Genomic DNA, 18,749 nt, shown 5'->3' on the forward strand with positions numbered 1-18,749 from the left:
ACGTTTCCTTATGTTACAAATTTATTTCCTGACTCCATCAGGGCTGAGTTAACAGCTGCGTCACTCGCTTTCATTTGTAACCCGTCCAGGTAAACGACTGGCGTTTTGCTCGTCATACTCAAAGCTACAGGCGCGATATTCTACGTGAAAACAAATTAAACGGCAGGTCAAACAGAGTATCTTTGCAAATATTTTTTCACATTGCTGTCAAGCGGCTGAGAGGTAGCAATAAAATCCCCCTGACCACCCGCGACACCGCGCTCCGTCAACATCTGCCATTCGCTGCGTGAACGTATGCCTGTGGCGAAGACTTGCGTTTGCGTTCCCTTGCACGCTTCCACCAGACTCTGAACCAGCAGCTGGTTTTCCGTGCGCTTTTCAATATTCCTGACCAGCCCCGGATGCAGCTTTAACAGCTCCACATCCAGCTCCTTGATCCAACTGGTACTGACCAGCGTTAAACCCGCCTGAGTCACTGCCACGCGAGCACCGAGTGCATTCATCAAACGGACGACCGGCTGTAAACGGCTGATATGTTGACAAACATCTGCCTCTGCAAGTTCAAAAATAATACGTTTCCGCTGCGATTTTTCACATTGCATCAGCACATCACGCAGCCAGCGCTGAAAACGCGGGCGAATCAGCGATTCTACCGTTACCTGTAATGCCAGATTTTCCTCCGGCCAGAAAGATAAAAATGGAATAAGACGCGTAATTTGCTGCCGGTCGTACTCTTCCGACAGACCAAACTGCAGCACCATCGGCAGATATTCGGCGGAGACAACCTCTTCCGAGCCGTCGAAGATACGGCAAAGTAACTCGCGGTGATGCACCTGGCCGTTACGCAGTACGGCCGGTTTTTGATAAATTCGTGGCCCGCCGCGGCTCAGCATCTGTTCAATGAGCGTTCGCCAGCGCACGTTGCCGCGCCCTTTTTCCGGAAGAGAATCATCGTAAACCGCCCAGCCATTCGCCCCCTGCAGCACCGCGTTACGCGTGGCCGCTTCGGCATGCTCCATCACCTGTTGAGTTTGCTGGCCGCCGCGCCAGGCGCAAATGCCGATATGAACCATATCATCCCGGTCGAGCATTTTGGTTGGTGGCAGCGCATCGACCGCTTTCAGCAGCTGACTGACGATGCTTTCCGATTCTTTCAGCGTCCGATGCGGCAGCAACACGGCAAAATCACTGCGGTGGTAGCGCGCCAGCAGCGCACCGGGATAGCGCATAATAAAGGTCGATAACAAATTGATGAGCGTAAAGAGATGCTCTTCCGCCACCGAGCGGCCCCAGGTATCGCGTAAAAGATCGAAATCGGGCAGCCGGATAACCATCACCACCCCGTGAGTACCCACCTTTTCGGTATCTTCCAGCAGCGTGGCCAGTTGATTATCAAAGAAAAGGCGGTTATTCAGCCCGGTTTTATTGTCCTGGGCGGCGTAGGACCGAATCAACGTATCCATACGGCTGCGCTGATCGCTGGCGAACTGGATTTCTGAAAGCAACACATCCAGCGCGCTGCTGGTCCGCGACGGCCATTCATAAACAGACCCGCGCACCTTAGCACCTCGTTCACCGTTTAAAATACGTACAGATCGCGATTCCAGGAGTTCCTGTCCGGAAAGCTGGCGTCGAAGCCAGCGCACCGCCAGAAAGATCAGCACCACAATAAAGCCCACCGCAACGGTGAGCGGCGCAGTGGTCATCAGTGAACGGAAATTGTTCGCCATCGGGTCCTGATAGACCAGCCTGATGGTCACCCCAGGGCTTTTCAGGGAGTGAATCGTCATCTCGCGGTATTGTGCCAGCGTCCCGGCCGGGCGATAGCTGCTCTGACGCGCATGGCTCAGGAGGACTTTGCTACCCTGTAGAATGTCGATGTGTACAATATCCACCGGCACCATCAGCTCATCCAGTTGCTGAGACAGCGCGGGCAACGTTGACGTAACCAGTCGCGAATCAATGACCGAAGCCACGGACTGCACGCGGTTGGTCAGTTTGTCCTGAATGGCATTATAAAAGCTTAGCGAGCACCCCATCAGGGTGACGAAGATAGTCAGCCCCGTCAGCAGCGTAATAAAAGCTGAAAATTTCGTCGTTAATCGCATCCTTGAGATCACTCCGTTGGTTGATGGGGAGGCAGTTAAAGTGCAAGTGAGTGCTAACTTGCGTTTAGCAGGGGCATACTACCAAACCTGGTCTATCTGGCAATTTATTGCGTTAAATCGGCATAGCGTTTCAATGAGCGAGTATAGTCTTCAGAAATTATTTTCCAATCATCATGCTTAGTGAGGACATCTGTATGCAGGCTTTGATCTTAGAACAGCAAGACGGCAAAACTCTGGCGTCGGTTCAATCCGTTGAGGAAAACCGTCTCCCGGAGGGGAACGTGACTGTGGATATCGACTGGTCCAGCCTGAACTATAAGGATGCTCTCGCCATTACGGGCACCGGGAAAATCATCCGCAATTTTCCGATGATTCCGGGAATTGATTTCGCAGGTCACGTGCATTCCAGCGAAGATCCGCGTTTTCACCCAGGGCAGCAGGTGCTGTTGACCGGCTGGGGTGTGGGAGAAAACCACTGGGGCGGCCTCTCCACGCAGGCGCGCGTCAACGGCGACTGGCTGGTGCCGATGCCAAAAGGTCTCGATGGTCGCAAAGCGATGATCATTGGCACCGCCGGTTTCACTGCGATGCTGTGCGTGATGGCGCTGGAAGAGGCTGGCGTTCGCCCGGACTCCGGTGAAGTGGTCGTGACCGGTGCCAGCGGTGGCGTGGGAAGTACCGCAGTGACGCTGCTGCACAAACTCGGATATCAGGTTGCTGCTGTTACCGGGCGCGAAAGCACACATGATTACCTGCGTTCACTGGGCGCAAACCGTATTCTGGGACGCGAAGAGTTCAGCGAAACCCGTCCACTGGAAAAACAGGTCTGGGCGGGTGCGGTGGATACCGTGGGCGATAAAGTGCTGGCGAAACTGCTGGCACAGATTAACTACGGTGGATGCGTGGCGGCCTGCGGTCTGGCGGGTGGTTTCTCGCTGCCAACAACCGTGATGCCATTTATCCTACGTAATGTGCGTCTGCAGGGTGTGGATTCCGTGATGACGCCACCGGCGCGTCGCACCCAGGCATGGGAACGTCTGGTGCGTGATTTGCCGGAGTCCTTCTTCAGCCAAAGCGCCACCGAAATTACGCTTGATCAGGCGCCGGAGTATGCCGGAAAAATCATTAGCAACCATTTCCAGGGCCGGGCGCTGGTGAAAATAGCTTAATCTTCAAATTTTCGTGACATATTCGCGATAACCCGACTCCTCCGTCATGCTTAGAAAAATGCATGCCGGAGGATGCCATGAAAAACAGAAAACTGACGGAAGCCGATGTAACGGCCGAATCTGTCTTTATGCTACAGCGCCGCCAGATCCTGAAGATGCTCGGTATCAGCGCTACCGCCCTTACCCTTACCCCCAACGCCCATGCCGACCTGCTTGACTGGTTCAAGGGTAACGATCGTCCAAAAGCCCCCTCTGGCCAGCCGCTAACCTTTACCAAACCCGCACAGTGGCAGAATAAACTTGCGCTGACGCCGGAAGATAAAGTGACGGGCTATAACAATTTCTATGAATTTGGCCTCGATAAAGCCGATCCCGCCGCCAATGCCGGGAGCATGAAAACCGATCCCTGGACCTTAAAAATTGAGGGCGAAGTCGCCAAACCGCTCACTTTTGACCATCACGATCTCACGACCCGTTTTCCTCTTGAGGAGCGTATTTACCGGATGCGTTGCGTTGAGGCGTGGTCGATGGTGGTGCCGTGGATCGGTTTCCCGCTGCACAAACTGCTGGCGATGGCCGAGCCCACCAGCGATGCCAAATATGTCGCTTTCCAGACGCTTTACTCGCCAGAGCAAATGCCAGGGCAGAAAGACCGCTTTATCGGTGGCGGGCTGGAGTATCCGTATGTCGAAGGGCTGCGTCTCGACGAGGCCATGCATCCGCTGACGCTGCTGACCGTCGGGGTATATGGCAAAGCGCTGCCGCCGCAAAACGGTGCCCCCATCCGTTTAACGGTGCCATGGAAATATGGCTTCAAAGGGATTAAATCGATTGTCAGCATTAAGCTCACGAAAGAGCGCCCGCCGACCACCTGGAACCTTGCCGCGCCGGGCGAATATGGCTTTTTCGCGAACGTTAACCCGCACGTCGATCATCCGCGCTGGTCTCAGGCGACCGAGCGCTTTATCGGTTCCGGCGGCGCGCTGGACGTGAAACGCCAGCCAACGCTGCTGTTCAATGGCTATGCCGACGAAGTGGCCTCACTCTATCGCGGGCTGGACTTGCGGGAGAATTTTTAAGTGCGCTTAACCGTAAAACAGATCACCTGGCTAAAAGTGCTATTACATCTGGCCGGTTTGCTTCCTTTTATATGGCTGTTCTGGGCAGCCAGTCAGGGCTATTTCAGCGCCGATCCGGCCAAAGATATTCAACACTTTACCGGTAGGATGGCTCTGAAATTTTTGCTGGCAACCTTGCTGGTTTCCCCACTGGCGCGCTACGCTAAACAGCCATTATTGATACGAACACGACGCCTTTTAGGGCTATGGTGTTTTGCCTGGGCGACGGTCCATCTCACCAGCTATACGTTGCTGGAGCTGGGCATTAATAATCTGGCATTGTTAGGCAGCGAGCTGGTATCGCGTCCGTATCTGACGTTAGGGATTATCAGCTGGGTGATTTTACTGGCGCTGACGCTCACATCGACGCAGTACGCACAGCGAAAACTGGGCCGACGCTGGCAACTTTTGCATAACTTCGTCTATCTTGTGGCGATCCTGGCCCCGATACATTATCTGTGGTCGGTGAAGATTTTATCCCCTCAGCCTATTATCTACGCGCTGCTGGCTCTGGCGCTGCTGATATGGCGCTACAAGAAGTTCCGCCAGTGGTGGCGATAGTTCGCGAAACTGTGCGTATTCCCGCAGATTACTTATCAACCGCGCTTCTTTTATCAATTGCGGTTGATAATCTTCCCTGATAAGACCAGTATTTAGCTGCTAAATGCTACGAAATCGTTATAATGTGCGACCTTGGTTTTCCTGGAGGGGTTTTTCATCCCCTGAAAGGGTGACAATTGCGCATCGAAGGTATATTTTGTTTTTTACCCGAGAATCGCAGGAGATAGCGGCACAATGACTGGAAAGTTGCACATCTTAGTTTTGAACGGACCGAACCTGAACATGCTCGGTACCCGCGAACCCGAGAAGTACGGCACGCTGACATTAAGCGAAATTGTTAACCGTCTTGGGACGGAAGCAGCTGCGCTTAACGTGAGTCTTGACCATTTTCAGTCTAATGCGGAGTACGCACTCATCGACCGTATTCATCAGGCTAAAGACACTGTGGACTATATCCTGATTAATCCGGCCGCGTTTACGCACACCAGTGTTGCTATCCGCGACGCACTGCTTGCGGTAAGCATCCCGTTTATCGAGATCCACCTGAGCAATGTGCATGCCCGAGAGCCGTTCCGCCACCATTCGTATCTGTCGGATATCGCTGCTGGCGTTATCTGCGGACTGGGTGCTGACGGTTATTCATACGCTTTACAGACAGCGGTAAAACGCCTGTCACAATCACACTAAACAAGAGTACGGAACCCACTCATGGATATTCGTAAGATTAAAAAACTGATCGAGCTGGTTGAAGAATCAGGCATCTCCGAACTGGAAATTTCTGAAGGCGAAGAGTCTGTACGCATCAGCCGTGCAGCGCCAGCCGCTAGCTTCCCGGTCATGCAGCAGGCTTATGCTGCACCTGTGATGCAGCAGCAGCCTGCTCTGTCTAACGCAGTTGCCCCGGCAGCAGAAGCGCCGGCTGCAGCAGCCGCAGAAATCAGTGGTCACATCGTACGTTCCCCGATGGTTGGTACTTTCTACCGCACGCCAAGCCCGGACGCTAAAGCGTTCTGCGAAGTGGGTCAGAAAGTCAATGCAGGCGATACCCTGTGTATCGTTGAAGCCATGAAAATGATGAACCAGATCGAAGCCGACAAGTCAGGCGTTGTTAAAGCGATTCTGGTCGAAAGTGGTCAGCCGGTAGAATTTGACGAGCCGCTGGTCGTCATCGAGTAACGAGGCGAACATGCTGGATAAAATTGTCATCGCCAACCGCGGCGAGATTGCACTGCGTATCCTTCGTGCCTGTAAAGAACTGGGCATCAAGACCGTCGCTGTGCACTCAAGCGCGGATCGCGATTTAAAACACGTATTACTGGCGGATGAGACGGTCTGTATTGGCCCGGCTCCGTCCGTAAAAAGTTATCTGAATATCCCGGCAATCATCAGCGCCGCTGAAATCACCGGCGCGGTGGCAATCCATCCGGGTTATGGCTTCCTCTCTGAGAACGCCAACTTTGCTGAGCAGGTTGAGCGCTCTGGCTTTATCTTTATCGGCCCGAAAGCTGACACTATTCGCCTGATGGGCGACAAAGTGTCCGCAATCACCGCGATGAAGAAAGCAGGCGTTCCAACGGTACCAGGCTCCGACGGCCCTCTGGGCGACGATATGGATGCTAACCGCGCACATGCTAAACGCATTGGCTATCCGGTTATCATCAAAGCGTCCGGCGGCGGCGGCGGTCGTGGTATGCGCGTTGTACGCAGCGATGCAGACCTGGCACAATCCATCTCCATGACCAAAGCTGAAGCGAAAGCTGCGTTCAGCAATGACATGGTTTACATGGAAAAATACCTGGAAAACCCACGCCACATCGAAATTCAGGTGCTGGCTGACGGTCAGGGTAACGCAATCTATCTGGCAGAACGTGACTGCTCCATGCAGCGTCGTCACCAGAAAGTCGTCGAAGAAGCACCAGCACCGGGCATTACTCCGGAACTGCGTCGCTACATCGGCGAGCGTTGCGCCAAGGCGTGTGTCGATATCGGCTATCGCGGTGCAGGTACGTTCGAATTCCTGTTCGAAAACGGCGAGTTCTATTTCATCGAAATGAACACCCGTATTCAGGTTGAACACCCGGTTACCGAAATGATTACCGGCGTTGACCTGATCAAAGAGCAGCTGCGTATCGCTGCGGGTCAACCGCTGTCCATTAAGCAGGAAGAAGTCGTGGTGAAAGGCCATGCGGTCGAGTGCCGTATTAACGCCGAAGACCCGAACACCTTCCTGCCGAGCCCGGGTAAAATCACGCGTTTCCACGCGCCGGGTGGCTTTGGTGTGCGTTGGGAATCTCATATCTACGCGGGCTACACAGTACCGCCGTACTATGACTCAATGATCGGTAAACTGATCTGCTACGGCGAAAACCGTGACGTGGCGATTGCCCGCATGAAGAACGCTCTGCAGGAGTTGATCATCGACGGCATCAAAACCAACGTTGATCTGCAGGTTCGTATCATGAACGACGAGAACTTCCAGAATGGTGGAACGAACATCCACTATCTGGAGAAAAAACTCGGCCTTCACGAAAAGTAAGACCGCATACGCGTTAAAAGGCCGGATATTCCGGCCTTTTTTATTTCTGGGGATCGCCTGTGTCCCATCATGTACAATCCCCGCTTTCTTCATCCACAAGGGACTTAAAATGGACAAGCGTTTTGTTCAAGCCCATAAAGAAGCGCGCTGGGCGCTGTGGCTGACCCTTCTCTATCTCGCTGCATGGTTAGTAACTGCTTACTTACCTGGTTCGGCTCCCGGAATTACCGGCCTGCCGCACTGGTTTGAAATGGCCTGTCTGCTGTTACCTCTGGTATTTACGCTGCTGTGCTGGCTGATGGTGCGTTTTATCTTCCGCGATATCTCTCTGGAGGATAGCGATGCAAACTGAAATCATCGCCGTTCTGGTTATCTATCTTTTTATTGTGTTTGGCCTCTCCGCTTACGCCATGCGCAAGCGCAGCACCGGTTCGTTCCTCAGTGAATATTTCCTGGGAAGCCGCTCGATGGGCGGTTTTGTCCTGGCGATGACGCTGACCGCCACCTATGTCAGTGCCAGCTCATTTATCGGCGGGCCAGGTGCGGCGTACAAATATGGTCTCGGCTGGGTGCTACTGGCGATGATTCAGGTGCCGACGATCTGGCTGTCGCTCGGGATTCTGGGCAAGAAATTCGCCATTCTCGCCCGACGCTATAACGCCATTACCCTCAATGACATGCTCCAGGCGCGGTATCAGAACCGGGCGGTAGTCTGGATCGCCAGCGTCAGTTTGCTGGTCGCTTTCGTCGGTGCGATTGCCGTGCAGTTTATTGGCGGCGCGCGGTTGCTGGAAACGGCGGCGGGAATCAAATATGAAAATGGCCTGTTGATTTTCGGGATTACCATCGCGCTCTATACCGCGTTTGGCGGCTTCCGTGCCAGCGTGCTAAATGACACCATGCAAGGCATGGTGATGCTGATTGGCACCCTGGTGCTGCTGGTTGGTGTGATCTATGCAGCGGGCGGTTTGCACAATGCCGTTGAAACCCTGGAGCAGATTGACCCTAAACTGGTCAGCCCGCACGGGGCCGACGATATTCTGACACCGGCGTTTATGACCTCGTTCTGGGTGCTGGTCTGCTTTGGCGTCATCGGCCTGCCCCACACGGCGGTGCGTTGTATCTCCTATAAAGACAGCAAAGCGGTGCATCGCGGGATTATAATCGGCACGATCGTGGTGTCGCTGTTAATGCTGGGAATGCATCTGGCGGGGGCATTAGGCCGCGCCATTCTTCCGCATCTGACCGTGCCGGATCAGGTCATTCCGACATTAATGGTGCAGGTCTTGCCGCCATGGGCCGCCGGGCTGTTCCTTGCCGCGCCGATGGCAGCGATCATGTCGAACGTTAATGCGCACCTGCTGCAGGCCTCGGCAACAATCATTAAAGATCTGTGGCTCAGCGCGACGCCGACTAAAATGCGTAATGAGCATCGCCTGAAGCGCATTTCGACCTGGACCACGCTGGTACTCGGCATTCTGATGATGCTGGCCGCCTGGCGTCCACCGGAGATGATCATCTGGCTGAACCTGCTGGCATTCGGCGGGCTGGAAGCGGTGTTCCTGTGGCCGCTGGTGCTGGGCTTGTACTGGGAGCGCGCGAATGCTGCGGGCGCGCTGAGCGGGATGATTGTCGGTGGCGTACTCTACGCGGTACTCGCCACCTTTAAGATTCAGTACCTGGGCTTCCATCCGATTGTGCCTTCGTTACTGTTAAGTTTGCTGGCGTTTGTGGTGGGGAACCGTTTTGGTCAGCCCGTCCCACAGGCCGCCGTCATTTCTACTGATAAATAAAGAGTTTTGCCATGCCGTGGATCCAACTAAAACTGAACACAACCGGTGCCAATGCCGAAGAACTGAGCGATGCGTTAATGGAAGCGGGTTCAGTTTCCATTACTTTCCAGGACACGCATGACACGCCGGTGTTTGAGCCGCTGCCAGGCGAAACCCGTCTGTGGGGCGATACCGATGTCATTGGTCTGTTCGATGCCGAAACCGACATGAAAGAGGTCGTGGCGATCCTGGAAAATCACCCGCTGCTGGGCGTTGGTTTTGTGCATAAAATCGAGCAGCTGGAAGATAAAGACTGGGAGCGCGAGTGGATGGATAACTTCCACCCGATGCAGTTCGGTAAACGTCTGTGGATCTGCCCTAGCTGGCGCGATGTGCCTGACGCGAACGCCGTGAACGTAATGCTCGATCCGGGCCTGGCGTTTGGTACCGGCACCCACCCGACCACCTCCCTGTGCCTGCAATGGCTTGATGGGCTGGATCTGGAAGGCAAAACCGTGATCGACTTCGGTTGTGGCTCCGGGATCCTGGCGATTGCGGCGCTGAAACTGGGCGCGGCCAAAGCTATCGGGATCGACATCGATCCGCAGGCGATCCAGGCCAGCCGCGATAACGCGCAGCGCAATGGTGTTTCCGATCGTCTGGAGCTATATCTGCCGGATAGCCAGCCAGAGGTCATGAAAGCCGATGTGGTGGTCGCGAACATCCTAGCAGGCCCGTTACGTGAACTGGCACCGTTAATCAGCGTGCTGCCCGTTGAGGGCGGTCTGCTGGGTCTGTCCGGTATTCTGGCAAGCCAGGCTGAAAGCGTATGCGAAGCCTATGCCGATCTCTTTACTCTTGATCCTGTCGTCGAGAAAGAAGAGTGGTGTCGCATCACTGGCAGCAAAAAGTAATTCTGCCTTTCCGGCGTGGGTCTCTTCCCACGCCGTTTCTGCACTCTCTCTCCCCCCAGCATTACAGTGGTTAGCCGGTGACATGTCAGCGGTAAAATGCGACTCCCACACTTACCTGCATAAACTTCTGCCGAAGAACCACACCTGCTGGCGTCTTAAGCAACGTAGCTGAAGTTCACTCATACGAGCATCACGAAAATACCCCTCCGGTACAGTCGCTCAACGGTCGCATTGCGGTTAAATTATGTTCTGCAGGCAAACTGCGATCATGTTCTAAAATGAGACGCAGATCGCAAAGAAGGCCGATAATCTGCTGCTTAAAACAGCAGATTATCCCGATTAAGTGATTCATTTATTCAGAAATGATGAGAAGTTACGGGAAATTGTAAGCGCCCATAAAATAACCGTAACGGCATAACGTAATGATTTAAATGATTAATAATTCCCTTCAACCCTGCTGAGCAGCAATTCCTTGATCTGTAACAGCGGATTGTTCAAAGTTTGGCCTTTCATCTCGTGCAAAAAATGCGTAATATACGCCGCCTTGCAGTCACAGTATGGTCATTTCTTAACTCATGCGCATCGGACACTACCAGCTTAGAAATCGCCTGATCGCAGCCCCTATGGCAGGTATTACTGACCGGCCTTTCAGGACGCTGTGCTACGAGATGGGAGCAGGATTAACCGTTTCCGAGATGATGTCGTCTAACCCGCAGGTTTGGGAAAGCGACAAGTCCCGTCTTCGGATGGTGCATATTGACGAGCCAGGTATTCGAACCGTGCAAATTGCCGGAAGCGATCCTGAAGAAATGGCGGAAGCCGCGCGTATTAACGTTGAAAGTGGCGCCCAAATTATTGATATCAATATGGGTTGCCCGGCAAAGAAGGTGAATCGCAAGCTGGCAGGTTCAGCTCTTCTGCAATACCCCGATCAGGTGAAGTCGATCTTGTTGGGGGTGGTTAACGCAGTGGACGTTCCCGTTACGCTGAAAATTCGCACTGGTTGGGCGCCGGAACACCGTAACTGTGTAGAAATTGCCCAACTGGCCGAAGACTGTGGTATCCAGGCCCTGACCATTCATGGACGCACTCGCGCCTGTTTGTTCAACGGCAATGCGGAATATGACAGCATTCGGGCAGTTAAGCAGAAAGTTTCCATTCCGATTATCGCGAATGGCGACATAACTGACCCGCTTAAAGCCAGGGCTGTGCTCGACTATACAGGGGCAGATGCTCTGATGATAGGACGTGCGGCTCAGGGAAGACCCTGGATCTTTCGGGAAATCCAGCATTATCTGGACACTGGAGAGTTGCTTGCTCCCCTGCCTCTGGCAGAGATTAAGCGCTTGCTTTGTTCGCATATTCGGGAACTGCATGACTTTTACGGTCAGGCAAAAGGGTACCGAATTGCGCGTAAACACGTATCCTGGTATCTCCAGGAGCACGCTCCAAATGACCAGTTTCGGCGCACATTCAACGCCATAGAGGATGCCAGCGTACAGCTGGAGGCGTTGGAGGCATACTTCGAAAATTTTGCGTAAACAGAAATAAAGAGCTGACAGAACTATGTTCGAACAACGCGTAAATTCTGACGTACTGACCGTTTCTACCGTTAACTCTCAGGATCAGGTAACTCAAAAACCCCTCCGTGACTCGGTAAAACAGGCACTGAAGAACTATTTTGCTCAACTGAATGGTCAAGATGTTAATGATCTGTATGAGCTGGTATTGGCTGAAGTTGAACAGCCACTGTTGGACATGGTGATGCAATACACCCGCGGTAACCAAACCCGCGCAGCCCTGATGATGGGTATCAACCGTGGTACTCTTCGTAAGAAGCTGAAAAAGTACGGCATGAACTGATACTAATCAGTTAAGTGTTTGTTTAAAAAGGCGCAATCCAGCATTGGGAAGCGCCTTTTTTATTACGAGTGATACACCGAGTGATACACGGGTGCATGAACGAGCATGAACGTTAGCGTGACTGTGACGGGAAGAATGACGCAATAGACGGCGATTATGCCCGTCTGGATTAGCGGCGCGGCGCTGGCTTGCTCCACTGGTAGGTAAATAAAAGCCATTATTTGAGCATAGAGAAACCGGCAAACTAACCGGCAAATAGGGGGATACATCCGAGGTGCTGGGGCTTAACCCCGGCTGCCGCGCCAGATGCTCAAGGTGAGCGGAGAGGGGCGCGACAGCCAGCGACAACACAGGCGCATAATGACCGGCCATCAGAACTATGTCAAAGGTCGAGAAGAGGCTTAGGCTCCTTGCTGTGGCTCAGTATGAGTAACATCCATCCGCGATTTTTGCACAGTAGACACCGCAGAACCTCGCCCCGCCACAATGCCCTGCGCAAAGATGAAAGCGCTACGGGCTTCATTTTCATCAATGCCCACCTTTGCAAGGTAACAAACAAAAGCATCAACATTATGGCTCTCATCTACTTCGCCGTATTCCCGCGCCAGCGCGATACGTTGAGCAGCCGTTAAATCTGGAAGGTACATTTTTTCAGCGCGCATTGTGCCTACTCGCCACCACATGGTAATTCCGGGGTGGTATTGGTGTGACTTGCCTTGATCGCCGGGAATGTAGGGTAATCCGTTTTTAGTCCATGCCCGAACGGTGGTTCTGTTAACGTTGAAATTATCGGCAAGCTCTTGTTGTGAAACTAAAAAATTCTGAGACATACATAAACACCTGTTTAATATTTAATCTAGTGGTGGTGGTGGTGCCCATTTCTGGAAACCTTCATAAATAGCGAATCCATGCGAGTTTTTCACCCTCGGTGTTTTCAAGTGCTGGAAAGTACCTTTTCGGAGGGGGGGGATCCCCCTCCTTGAAAACTATCGCCGCGGAAGTTTTCCGAATGAGCGCAGTAAAGCAAGTGATTCGCTGGCATCGTCAACACCACCCACATCATTACCGACGCAAGGGGCAGCGTCTGAGGCCATAAAGCGCTCAAAGCTGGCCGCCAGCACGGCGCTGCCGTTCGGTGCTGGTGCGAGAGAAAGCAGCTCTACAGCTCGCTCTTGCGTCATGCCTGGCTGTGTGGAAAGCGCTGCCGCCAGTGCCTCGCGTCCTTTCGCCGCATCGCTTGAGATAATCGCGTTTGAAGTAATTCCGTCCGGAACGCGCTGACCTTCAGATGATACAGCCTGCATAACCGCCATAGCCTGATCGACACTGGCGTCTGTGAACAGCGCCAGAGCATTGGCTAACTGTCCGTTACCGCGTGCTGCCTCGCACGTCATGATTGACGCGATACGCGCCTTTTCATCGTTCATCTCCACTCTATTAACCCTTCCTTTAAATTGTTCACTCATTATTCCGATAGCGTCCATGCTGTTCACCAGCTCATGAGCCAGTCCGATATCAACGGATTCCTTCCCGTCATACACCGCCGCTTCTGTTGCCAGAATTTTAGCCACAGAAAGCCCGGTATAACTTGCCACTTTTTCGGCGAAAACCTGCCTTGCTGCATTCATCTTCTTAGAAAAATCAGCCCTGACGCTATCAGGTAGTGCGCTGTACGGGTTGCCGTCTACCTTGTGATCGCCTGAATAGATCAGCGTGATATCCACCCCGACGTTTTTCATCTGCTCTGAACGGTTAGCGTGTGCCATAAGCACGCCGATTGAACCCATGCGCCCCGTCTGCGTCGTCAGCCTGCGGGTACAGGCCGATGCCATCAACATAGCAGCAGAACAGGCCATATCATTAGCAAGCGCCCAAATAGGCTTTTGCTGGCGCATTCTGGCTATCATGTCGGCACAGTCAAAAGCACCCGCCACCTGACCGCCTGGACTGTCAATATCCAGCATCACGCCGCGCACCTCCGGATCAGCCATCGCCTGATCCAGACGCGCGATAATTCCATCGTAGCCGGTCATACCAGAGAAGGGGCGCATTGCCCCCAGCTTGTGAACCAACGTCCCTGACACCGGTAGCAAGGCGATACCGTCGCGCACCTCGTAGAACCGCGCAGACTTGCGATCGCCCGACATAAATGACGCAGTGACCGCCTCCATGTCCTGCGCACTCAGCAGGGCGTTGTCCTGCGGGATAATGAGGCTTTCAGTGCCAATCTCTTTACCCAGCGCCGAAAAGAAAACCCGCGCGTAGGCGGGTTCTAACATCAGGGGTTCGTTAAACGCCGTACCGGCAATATGTGCCAAATTACGAGACATAAAACCTCACTTAGCCAGCAAGAGGCTGAACAGAGAGCGCAGAACCCGCAAAAGCAGAAAGTTTTTTTTCCAGCGTGGTAACACTTTCCGGCCAGTTGACGATATCAACATTAAAAGTTCCGGTCTTGTACACCTGCACCCTGTTCTGAACATTGGATTCTATGTTAAAGCATGTCAGGTACACCGCCGCACCAGCGTTAACGCCGTCCCATGGCGTAACAAGGCCACTGGTCTGCTCGACCATCAGCGGCGTAAACGCCGGGATATTCCCCGTATTAAGCAGGCAGGCCAGCGTCGTACTAACCTCTGCCGTTCCTGAGTAAAGTTCTGAGTATGGAACGCCCATTTTTTCCCCTTACGCGACGATGACAGTAACGAATCGGTTGATATTCACCGGCACAGGCTGCGGGCAGGAATGCGTCTGCACAAACTCCATCCCCGGATCGCCCTGCTCCGTCCAGTTTCGGATGTAATACTGCGCCTGAGTAAGCCCCTCCCGGATTGCGTGCTGATCCTGAATCGCGCCGTAGGCCATTACGCCAGTGTTTTTCGTGTGTCCGAATACCATCATATTCGGATCGAGGTAAGGCTTTTCTTCGCTAGAGGTAGATTCAGCATAAGTCCCGCTGTAAACGATAAGCGCAACGTCGCCGTAGTAACCCTTAAATGAAACGACATCACCCACGTTTTTAAGCGCCAGCTCCAATTCAGAGTTAGAGCCGCGACGCGTATCAAGATACTCCCGGAACTTCTTGAACGAACGCAAAAGCCTCCAAACCTCTTTACCCATAACAATGATGTTAACCGGGCCGCTGGCCTGCTCGCCATACAGCTCCAGATCATTGAATGGGTCGAACGTCTCAGCGTCCTGCACCGACCACGCTGCGCTACCGGCTTGGGTAATGATGTTCATTTCACCGATTGCCCAGTCAATTTCATAGCGCTCGATGCTGTCACCCTCAATGATATTCTTACCTGTGGTGATAGCATTGACCGCCAGCCACTCCGCGCGTGCTTTGATAGCGTCGGTTTGCTTGGCCAGCGAATTGCTTATGTGCTTAGTGCGTCGGTAAGAAGGCGATGCAGCCAACCCAATAGGCTCCCCAGGCATCCTGGCAAATTCTTTCGACGGATCGATAACGTGCTTCGGCTTCTGATAGCCGGGTTTGAAGCTTTGTGTGCTGAAACCTTTATCACGCTGGACGGTAGCGCCGACCATTGGAGAGCAAAACGGACTCATGACCACCCTTTCCTCTTCCAGGCGATCAAGCATGATTTCAGGCGTCGAAAACAAGACCACCTTTGGAAAGAAAAGCTCTGTGAAAAGCGGGCGGAATTTAAATCTTAAGTCATCAGCGTTATCAACCGTCTGCATCAACTCCATTGGTTGGTGGTTTTCAAAAGACATCACTTTTCCCCTTTCAACGCATTGCGAACCAGGCGGCGGACAAAATGCCCCACAGAAGGCGAATCAACGCCCAGCGCCTCGCGCTTTTCTCTGTCGATTTCAAGCAGTTCCTCAATTTTGGTGACTAAATCGCCGTCAATGTAAACAGAGCGCCCATTACGGCGTCGGTCAAGGGTGATATCTAGCGCTTCGTGAAGTCTGTCTACCTGTGTTTTATCTTCTTTCATGTTGGGTCTCTTGGGTGAAAATCTAAACTGTATGAAAAAACAGTGTTGATCAAAATGAAATGAAAGGCAACTTCGTTTCATAAAATGCAACGACAGGTGTCAGAAAAAAATTCTGATGCAGAACTGCCATAAAAGCACCTCAGGTTGTTGTATTTATTTTTGAAGTCCGCACAGGGCAAGGGCTGGAGTGAAATGACAAAACAACAACCACCCCCTTAAAAATTTTCATAAATAGCGAACCCGTGCGAGTTTTTCACCCTCGGTGCTCTCAAGTGCTGGAAAGTACCTTTTCGGAGGGGGGGGGTTGGGACAACCGTTAAGCCGCCTCTTCAGGGAGGTCCGTACGTATTACGTCCGAACTTAAAATTAGTGTTGCTGAAACTAAGAAAAATTAAAATATAGGGGAAAACTGTCTACCACTGTCTACCTTGAAAATTATTTATTAATTTCATTAACTTAAGTGGTCGATAGTTGGTAGACAGTTGACCTTAACTCTCTACCCAAGTCTCTACCATTGTATAAAATAACAACAAAAGGTAGACAGTAGTCGAGAGTAGTAGACAGTTATTGGTGAAACTGTCTACCCAACTAACCAACTAATAAATAAAGCTTTTTAACCATATTTTTATACTGGTAGACAGTAGTAGACAGTTTTCATATTAAAATAATTTTCCTCCCAACATCAGGACGTAAAAAAGGCGACCGTTAAGCCGCCTCTGTTTATCATTCCTGCTCGCCACCTCCCGTCGCTGCGGGTAGCCATTCGTCTGCTTCATCCTTCAGCACCACATTGGAGGCAATCCGGCCCTTGTCAGGGTTTCTGGTTCTCTGCTTGCGTAGGTACTCTTCCCCGTACTCTGCCATCATTCCAGGCATATCCCTGCCGAAACTGGTAAGCGACATAGTCTTGTTCAGACCATGCGCCGCCATATAGGCCAGATATGCGTGATACAGGTAGCGCCGTGGGCTGAATGGCGTTATCTCTGCATTGCCTATTACCATCCCGTCACACTCAACCAGCGTCATAAGGTAGCCGCAGAAGTCCAGCAGGGAATCACCCTCACGCTTCACGCTCAACGCCTCCTCTGATTTGCGCTGCTCTGCCAGAAGCTGCCGCGCTTCGTCCTGCCGGGCAAACCGGGCCATCAGGTGGCGGATAATCACGGGCAATTCAGCCTCAATTTTCTCCACCAGCATCGGATCGCGCTTCTCCTCGCTCACCACCTCTGAAAAATTGAATATCACCCGACGCCGGGAAATTCCGCCGCTGCGGTCGCTGAATGTCATGGCATGGTTATTCACTGCCAGCACTACCGCCGGGATCCGTACCGAATATGGCGCTTTGTGCTTCGGGTCAATTGATACCCGGTCACCGCCCGTAATGGCCTTAATCCCTGCCCCATCGCCAGCATAGCGGGTCATATCCGGCATGATGATCAGGGAGTAGCCGACCACCAGTGCACGCTCTCGCGGCTTTTCCAGCGCATCCATACTCGCCGATACGGTGTTTCCCTTCCCTGCCAGCATGGTGCAGATCTCCGCCATGACGCTTTTCCCACTTCCACCCGGCCCCGTTACTTCAAGGAATAGCTGCCAGTCGTACCGGTTCGCCATCACCATATACAGGGCCGCCAGCAGGCGATCCGCCTTTTTGCCGTTCGCGGCGGTAGAGTGCTGCAGCCAGCGCCAGAAGTTTGGCGCGTTGTTCTCCAGGCTCTCGCCGTTCTCGGCCGCCACAAAATCCACCTCACTGGCGATCAGTAACCAGTCCTCCCGCTGGTGCGCGCGAAACTCACCCTTACTGCTGTCAAATACGCCATTACGGAACCCGATAAGGTGCCGGGCTGTTTCCCCCATCTGTGGCAGGCTCAGCTTCATGGTGTCCACGGCGTTCTTCATCGCGGTCATGGAGTAAGGCGCATCGGCTTCAATGAATATCGCCGCCATCTGGCGAGTCAGTGCCTTATCAGTGACGGGCGACCAGATCACACCGTTGTAATGGTGAACGGTGTCAGACTCTTGATGCAGCGCCAGCAGGCCATCATAGTGATCCAGCAATACCTCACCGCGCTGGCTTGGCCCCATCTGGTTAAGCGAGGACGTAGCCGCGTCCGTAACGCGCTTTTTCTTCTCCGGCTTCGGCTGCGGAAATACCCGGTTGATTCGCTCTGCATCGCAAAGAAGCTCCTTCACCTCGTCGCCAATAATCGCGGCCACCAGCGCAGTACGGTTTTCTTTCTGCTTTTTGGTGTCAGTCAATACCAGACCTTGATCGCACAATTCCTCATAGCTTGGACCATTTCCAGCGACGAACTCAAGCAAGCGTCGCGCCAGTACCCCATAAGGTGAGGTCTTATCACGGTGACGGGCTACCGCTGCGTCTGCACCTTTTTTATCAATAGAGTGACCATGCACCCAGGAATACACGCAGGAAAACAGCGCGTCGGAAATTTCTTCCGGCTTAATTGCAACCCCCGTCATTTCAGAAGACCTCTATCTTTCAGAATATTGTTGTGTACTACAGCTAAAAATGCAGTGCTCCTTTCAACCCTCAGTTGCCAGCGCCTGAAACCAGAACGGGTAACACAATCAGGGAAGACATAAATAACTCCGCGATGGGAAAACATGTTTTCAGCCGTCAAATTGATAACCAACTCAGAATTTATTCCCCTGCACGTAAACACGATTTCAGGTCGAGCGCGACCGCCAGCAAAAAGCCGGAATAATTTTTTCAGCATGATTT

Annotated in this window: 19 protein-coding genes; 11 read left to right on the forward strand and 8 right to left on the reverse strand. The window is 52.8% G+C overall.

The window, feature by feature from the left end:
• Window positions 1–167 precede the first annotated feature (167 nt).
• Window positions 168–2,108, reverse strand: coding sequence for an RNase E specificity factor CsrD (csrD, locus tag OVA10_RS00695; RefSeq protein WP_268194889.1), 1,941 nt, complete (start codon window positions 2,106–2,108; stop codon window positions 168–170).
• A 194-nt stretch (window positions 2,109–2,302) separates the two neighbouring features.
• Between csrD and acuI the strand changes: the two genes are divergently transcribed.
• The 11 genes from acuI (at window position 2,303) to fis (ending at window position 12,041) form a co-directional block, all read left to right on the forward strand.
• On the forward strand, window positions 2,303–3,277 hold the full coding sequence (gene acuI, locus OVA10_RS00700) for an acrylyl-CoA reductase (NADPH) (RefSeq protein WP_268194891.1): 975 nt from the start codon (window positions 2,303–2,305) through the stop codon (window positions 3,275–3,277).
• Window positions 3,278–3,354: 77 nt separating this feature from the next.
• On the forward strand, window positions 3,355–4,356 hold the full coding sequence (msrP, locus tag OVA10_RS00705) for a protein-methionine-sulfoxide reductase catalytic subunit MsrP (RefSeq protein ID WP_194512294.1): 1,002 nt from the start codon (window positions 3,355–3,357) through the stop codon (window positions 4,354–4,356).
• On the forward strand, window positions 4,357–4,956 hold the full coding sequence (msrQ, locus tag OVA10_RS00710; RefSeq protein ID WP_100778682.1) for a protein-methionine-sulfoxide reductase heme-binding subunit MsrQ: 600 nt from the start codon (window positions 4,357–4,359) through the stop codon (window positions 4,954–4,956).
• A gap of 234 nt (window positions 4,957–5,190) precedes the next feature.
• Window positions 5,191–5,643 carry a type II 3-dehydroquinate dehydratase gene (gene aroQ / locus OVA10_RS00715; RefSeq protein WP_100778681.1) on the forward strand — a complete coding sequence of 151 codons (453 nt, stop codon included), beginning with the start codon at window positions 5,191–5,193 and terminating at the stop codon, window positions 5,641–5,643.
• A 21-nt stretch (window positions 5,644–5,664) separates the two neighbouring features.
• On the forward strand, window positions 5,665–6,132 hold the full coding sequence (gene accB, locus OVA10_RS00720) for an acetyl-CoA carboxylase biotin carboxyl carrier protein (protein WP_100778680.1): 468 nt from the start codon (window positions 5,665–5,667) through the stop codon (window positions 6,130–6,132).
• Window positions 6,133–6,142: 10 nt separating this feature from the next.
• Window positions 6,143–7,492 (forward strand): acetyl-CoA carboxylase biotin carboxylase subunit, encoded by a 1,350-nt coding sequence (accC, locus tag OVA10_RS00725; RefSeq protein WP_100778679.1) that lies wholly within the window; start codon window positions 6,143–6,145, stop codon window positions 7,490–7,492.
• Between the two features lie 109 nt (window positions 7,493–7,601).
• A complete protein-coding gene (locus OVA10_RS00730; RefSeq protein WP_102105524.1) occupies window positions 7,602–7,844 on the forward strand; it encodes a YhdT family protein in 243 nt (80 codons plus the stop codon).
• A complete protein-coding gene (panF, locus tag OVA10_RS00735; RefSeq protein ID WP_100778677.1) occupies window positions 7,834–9,285 on the forward strand; it encodes a sodium/pantothenate symporter in 1,452 nt (483 codons plus the stop codon). Before OVA10_RS00730 ends, panF begins: the two co-directional genes overlap by 11 nt.
• Before the next feature lie 11 nt (window positions 9,286–9,296).
• Window positions 9,297–10,178, forward strand: a complete 882-nt coding sequence (gene prmA / locus OVA10_RS00740) for a 50S ribosomal protein L11 methyltransferase (protein ID WP_100778676.1) — start codon at window positions 9,297–9,299, stop codon at window positions 10,176–10,178.
• 575 nt (window positions 10,179–10,753) lie between these two features.
• Window positions 10,754–11,719, forward strand: a complete 966-nt coding sequence (gene dusB / locus OVA10_RS00745; RefSeq protein WP_100778675.1) for a tRNA dihydrouridine synthase DusB — start codon at window positions 10,754–10,756, stop codon at window positions 11,717–11,719.
• Window positions 11,720–11,744: 25 nt separating this feature from the next.
• Window positions 11,745–12,041, forward strand: a complete 297-nt coding sequence (gene fis / locus OVA10_RS00750) for a DNA-binding transcriptional regulator Fis (RefSeq protein WP_000462905.1) — start codon at window positions 11,745–11,747, stop codon at window positions 12,039–12,041.
• Between the two features lie 401 nt (window positions 12,042–12,442).
• Here the strand turns inward: fis and OVA10_RS00755 are convergent, their stop codons facing one another.
• The 7 genes from OVA10_RS00755 to OVA10_RS00785 all read right to left on the reverse strand — a co-directional run bounded on the left by OVA10_RS00755 (window position 12,443) and on the right by OVA10_RS00785 (window position 18,744).
• Entirely contained in the window at window positions 12,443–12,871 is a 429-nt protein-coding gene (locus OVA10_RS00755) for a hypothetical protein (RefSeq protein WP_268194896.1), read from the reverse strand.
• 156 nt (window positions 12,872–13,027) lie between these two features.
• On the reverse strand, window positions 13,028–14,371 hold the full coding sequence (locus OVA10_RS00760) for a S49 family peptidase (protein WP_268194898.1): 1,344 nt from the start codon (window positions 14,369–14,371) through the stop codon (window positions 13,028–13,030).
• Between the two features lie 10 nt (window positions 14,372–14,381).
• Window positions 14,382–14,717, reverse strand: coding sequence for a head decoration protein (locus OVA10_RS00765; protein ID WP_268194900.1), 336 nt, complete (start codon window positions 14,715–14,717; stop codon window positions 14,382–14,384).
• Window positions 14,718–14,726: 9 nt separating this feature from the next.
• Window positions 14,727–15,779, reverse strand: a complete 1,053-nt coding sequence (locus tag OVA10_RS00770; RefSeq protein WP_326493387.1) for a major capsid protein — start codon at window positions 15,777–15,779, stop codon at window positions 14,727–14,729.
• The gene (locus OVA10_RS00775) at window positions 15,779–16,006 is read right to left on the reverse strand and encodes a hypothetical protein (protein ID WP_268194901.1); all 228 of its coding nucleotides are present in this window, start codon (window positions 16,004–16,006) and stop codon (window positions 15,779–15,781) included. Before OVA10_RS00775 ends, OVA10_RS00770 begins: the two co-directional genes overlap by 1 nt.
• Before the next feature lie 723 nt (window positions 16,007–16,729).
• Window positions 16,730–18,487, reverse strand: a complete 1,758-nt coding sequence (locus OVA10_RS00780; protein WP_268194904.1) for a DNA primase family protein — start codon at window positions 18,485–18,487, stop codon at window positions 16,730–16,732.
• Window positions 18,484–18,744 carry a hypothetical protein gene (locus OVA10_RS00785; protein WP_202713304.1) on the reverse strand — a complete coding sequence of 87 codons (261 nt, stop codon included), beginning with the start codon at window positions 18,742–18,744 and terminating at the stop codon, window positions 18,484–18,486. The genes OVA10_RS00780 and OVA10_RS00785 overlap by 4 nt, the downstream gene beginning before the upstream one ends.
• Between the last annotated feature and the right edge of the window lie 5 nt (window positions 18,745–18,749).

The organism is Lelliottia sp. SL45 (genome assembly GCF_026672535.1).
In the GTDB taxonomy this organism is placed as follows: domain Bacteria; phylum Pseudomonadota; class Gammaproteobacteria; order Enterobacterales; family Enterobacteriaceae; genus Enterobacter; species Enterobacter nimipressuralis.

What these genes read in the sequence shown, in the direction of transcription:
- csrD (WP_268194889.1), bottom strand. Translation starts at nt 2,108, where the DNA reads ATGCGATTAACGACGAAATTTTCAGCTTTTATTACGCTGCTGACGGGG.
- acuI (WP_268194891.1), top strand. Translation starts at nt 2,303, where the DNA reads ATGCAGGCTTTGATCTTAGAACAGCAAGACGGCAAAACTCTGGCGTCG.
- msrP (WP_194512294.1), top strand. Translation starts at nt 3,355, where the DNA reads ATGAAAAACAGAAAACTGACGGAAGCCGATGTAACGGCCGAATCTGTC.
- aroQ (WP_100778681.1), top strand. Translation starts at nt 5,191, where the DNA reads ATGACTGGAAAGTTGCACATCTTAGTTTTGAACGGACCGAACCTGAAC.
- accB (WP_100778680.1), top strand. Translation starts at nt 5,665, where the DNA reads ATGGATATTCGTAAGATTAAAAAACTGATCGAGCTGGTTGAAGAATCA.
- accC (WP_100778679.1), top strand. Translation starts at nt 6,143, where the DNA reads ATGCTGGATAAAATTGTCATCGCCAACCGCGGCGAGATTGCACTGCGT.
- OVA10_RS00730 (WP_102105524.1), top strand. Translation starts at nt 7,602, where the DNA reads ATGGACAAGCGTTTTGTTCAAGCCCATAAAGAAGCGCGCTGGGCGCTG.
- panF (WP_100778677.1), top strand. Translation starts at nt 7,834, where the DNA reads ATGCAAACTGAAATCATCGCCGTTCTGGTTATCTATCTTTTTATTGTG.
- prmA (WP_100778676.1), top strand. Translation starts at nt 9,297, where the DNA reads ATGCCGTGGATCCAACTAAAACTGAACACAACCGGTGCCAATGCCGAA.
- dusB (WP_100778675.1), top strand. Translation starts at nt 10,754, where the DNA reads ATGCGCATCGGACACTACCAGCTTAGAAATCGCCTGATCGCAGCCCCT.
- fis (WP_000462905.1), top strand. Translation starts at nt 11,745, where the DNA reads ATGTTCGAACAACGCGTAAATTCTGACGTACTGACCGTTTCTACCGTT.
- OVA10_RS00755 (WP_268194896.1), bottom strand. Translation starts at nt 12,871, where the DNA reads ATGTCTCAGAATTTTTTAGTTTCACAACAAGAGCTTGCCGATAATTTC.
- OVA10_RS00760 (WP_268194898.1), bottom strand. Translation starts at nt 14,371, where the DNA reads ATGTCTCGTAATTTGGCACATATTGCCGGTACGGCGTTTAACGAACCC.
- OVA10_RS00765 (WP_268194900.1), bottom strand. Translation starts at nt 14,717, where the DNA reads ATGGGCGTTCCATACTCAGAACTTTACTCAGGAACGGCAGAGGTTAGT.
- OVA10_RS00770 (WP_326493387.1), bottom strand. Translation starts at nt 15,779, where the DNA reads ATGTCTTTTGAAAACCACCAACCAATGGAGTTGATGCAGACGGTTGAT.
- OVA10_RS00775 (WP_268194901.1), bottom strand. Translation starts at nt 16,006, where the DNA reads ATGAAAGAAGATAAAACACAGGTAGACAGACTTCACGAAGCGCTAGAT.
- OVA10_RS00780 (WP_268194904.1), bottom strand. Translation starts at nt 18,487, where the DNA reads ATGACGGGGGTTGCAATTAAGCCGGAAGAAATTTCCGACGCGCTGTTT.
- OVA10_RS00785 (WP_202713304.1), bottom strand. Translation starts at nt 18,744, where the DNA reads ATGCTGAAAAAATTATTCCGGCTTTTTGCTGGCGGTCGCGCTCGACCT.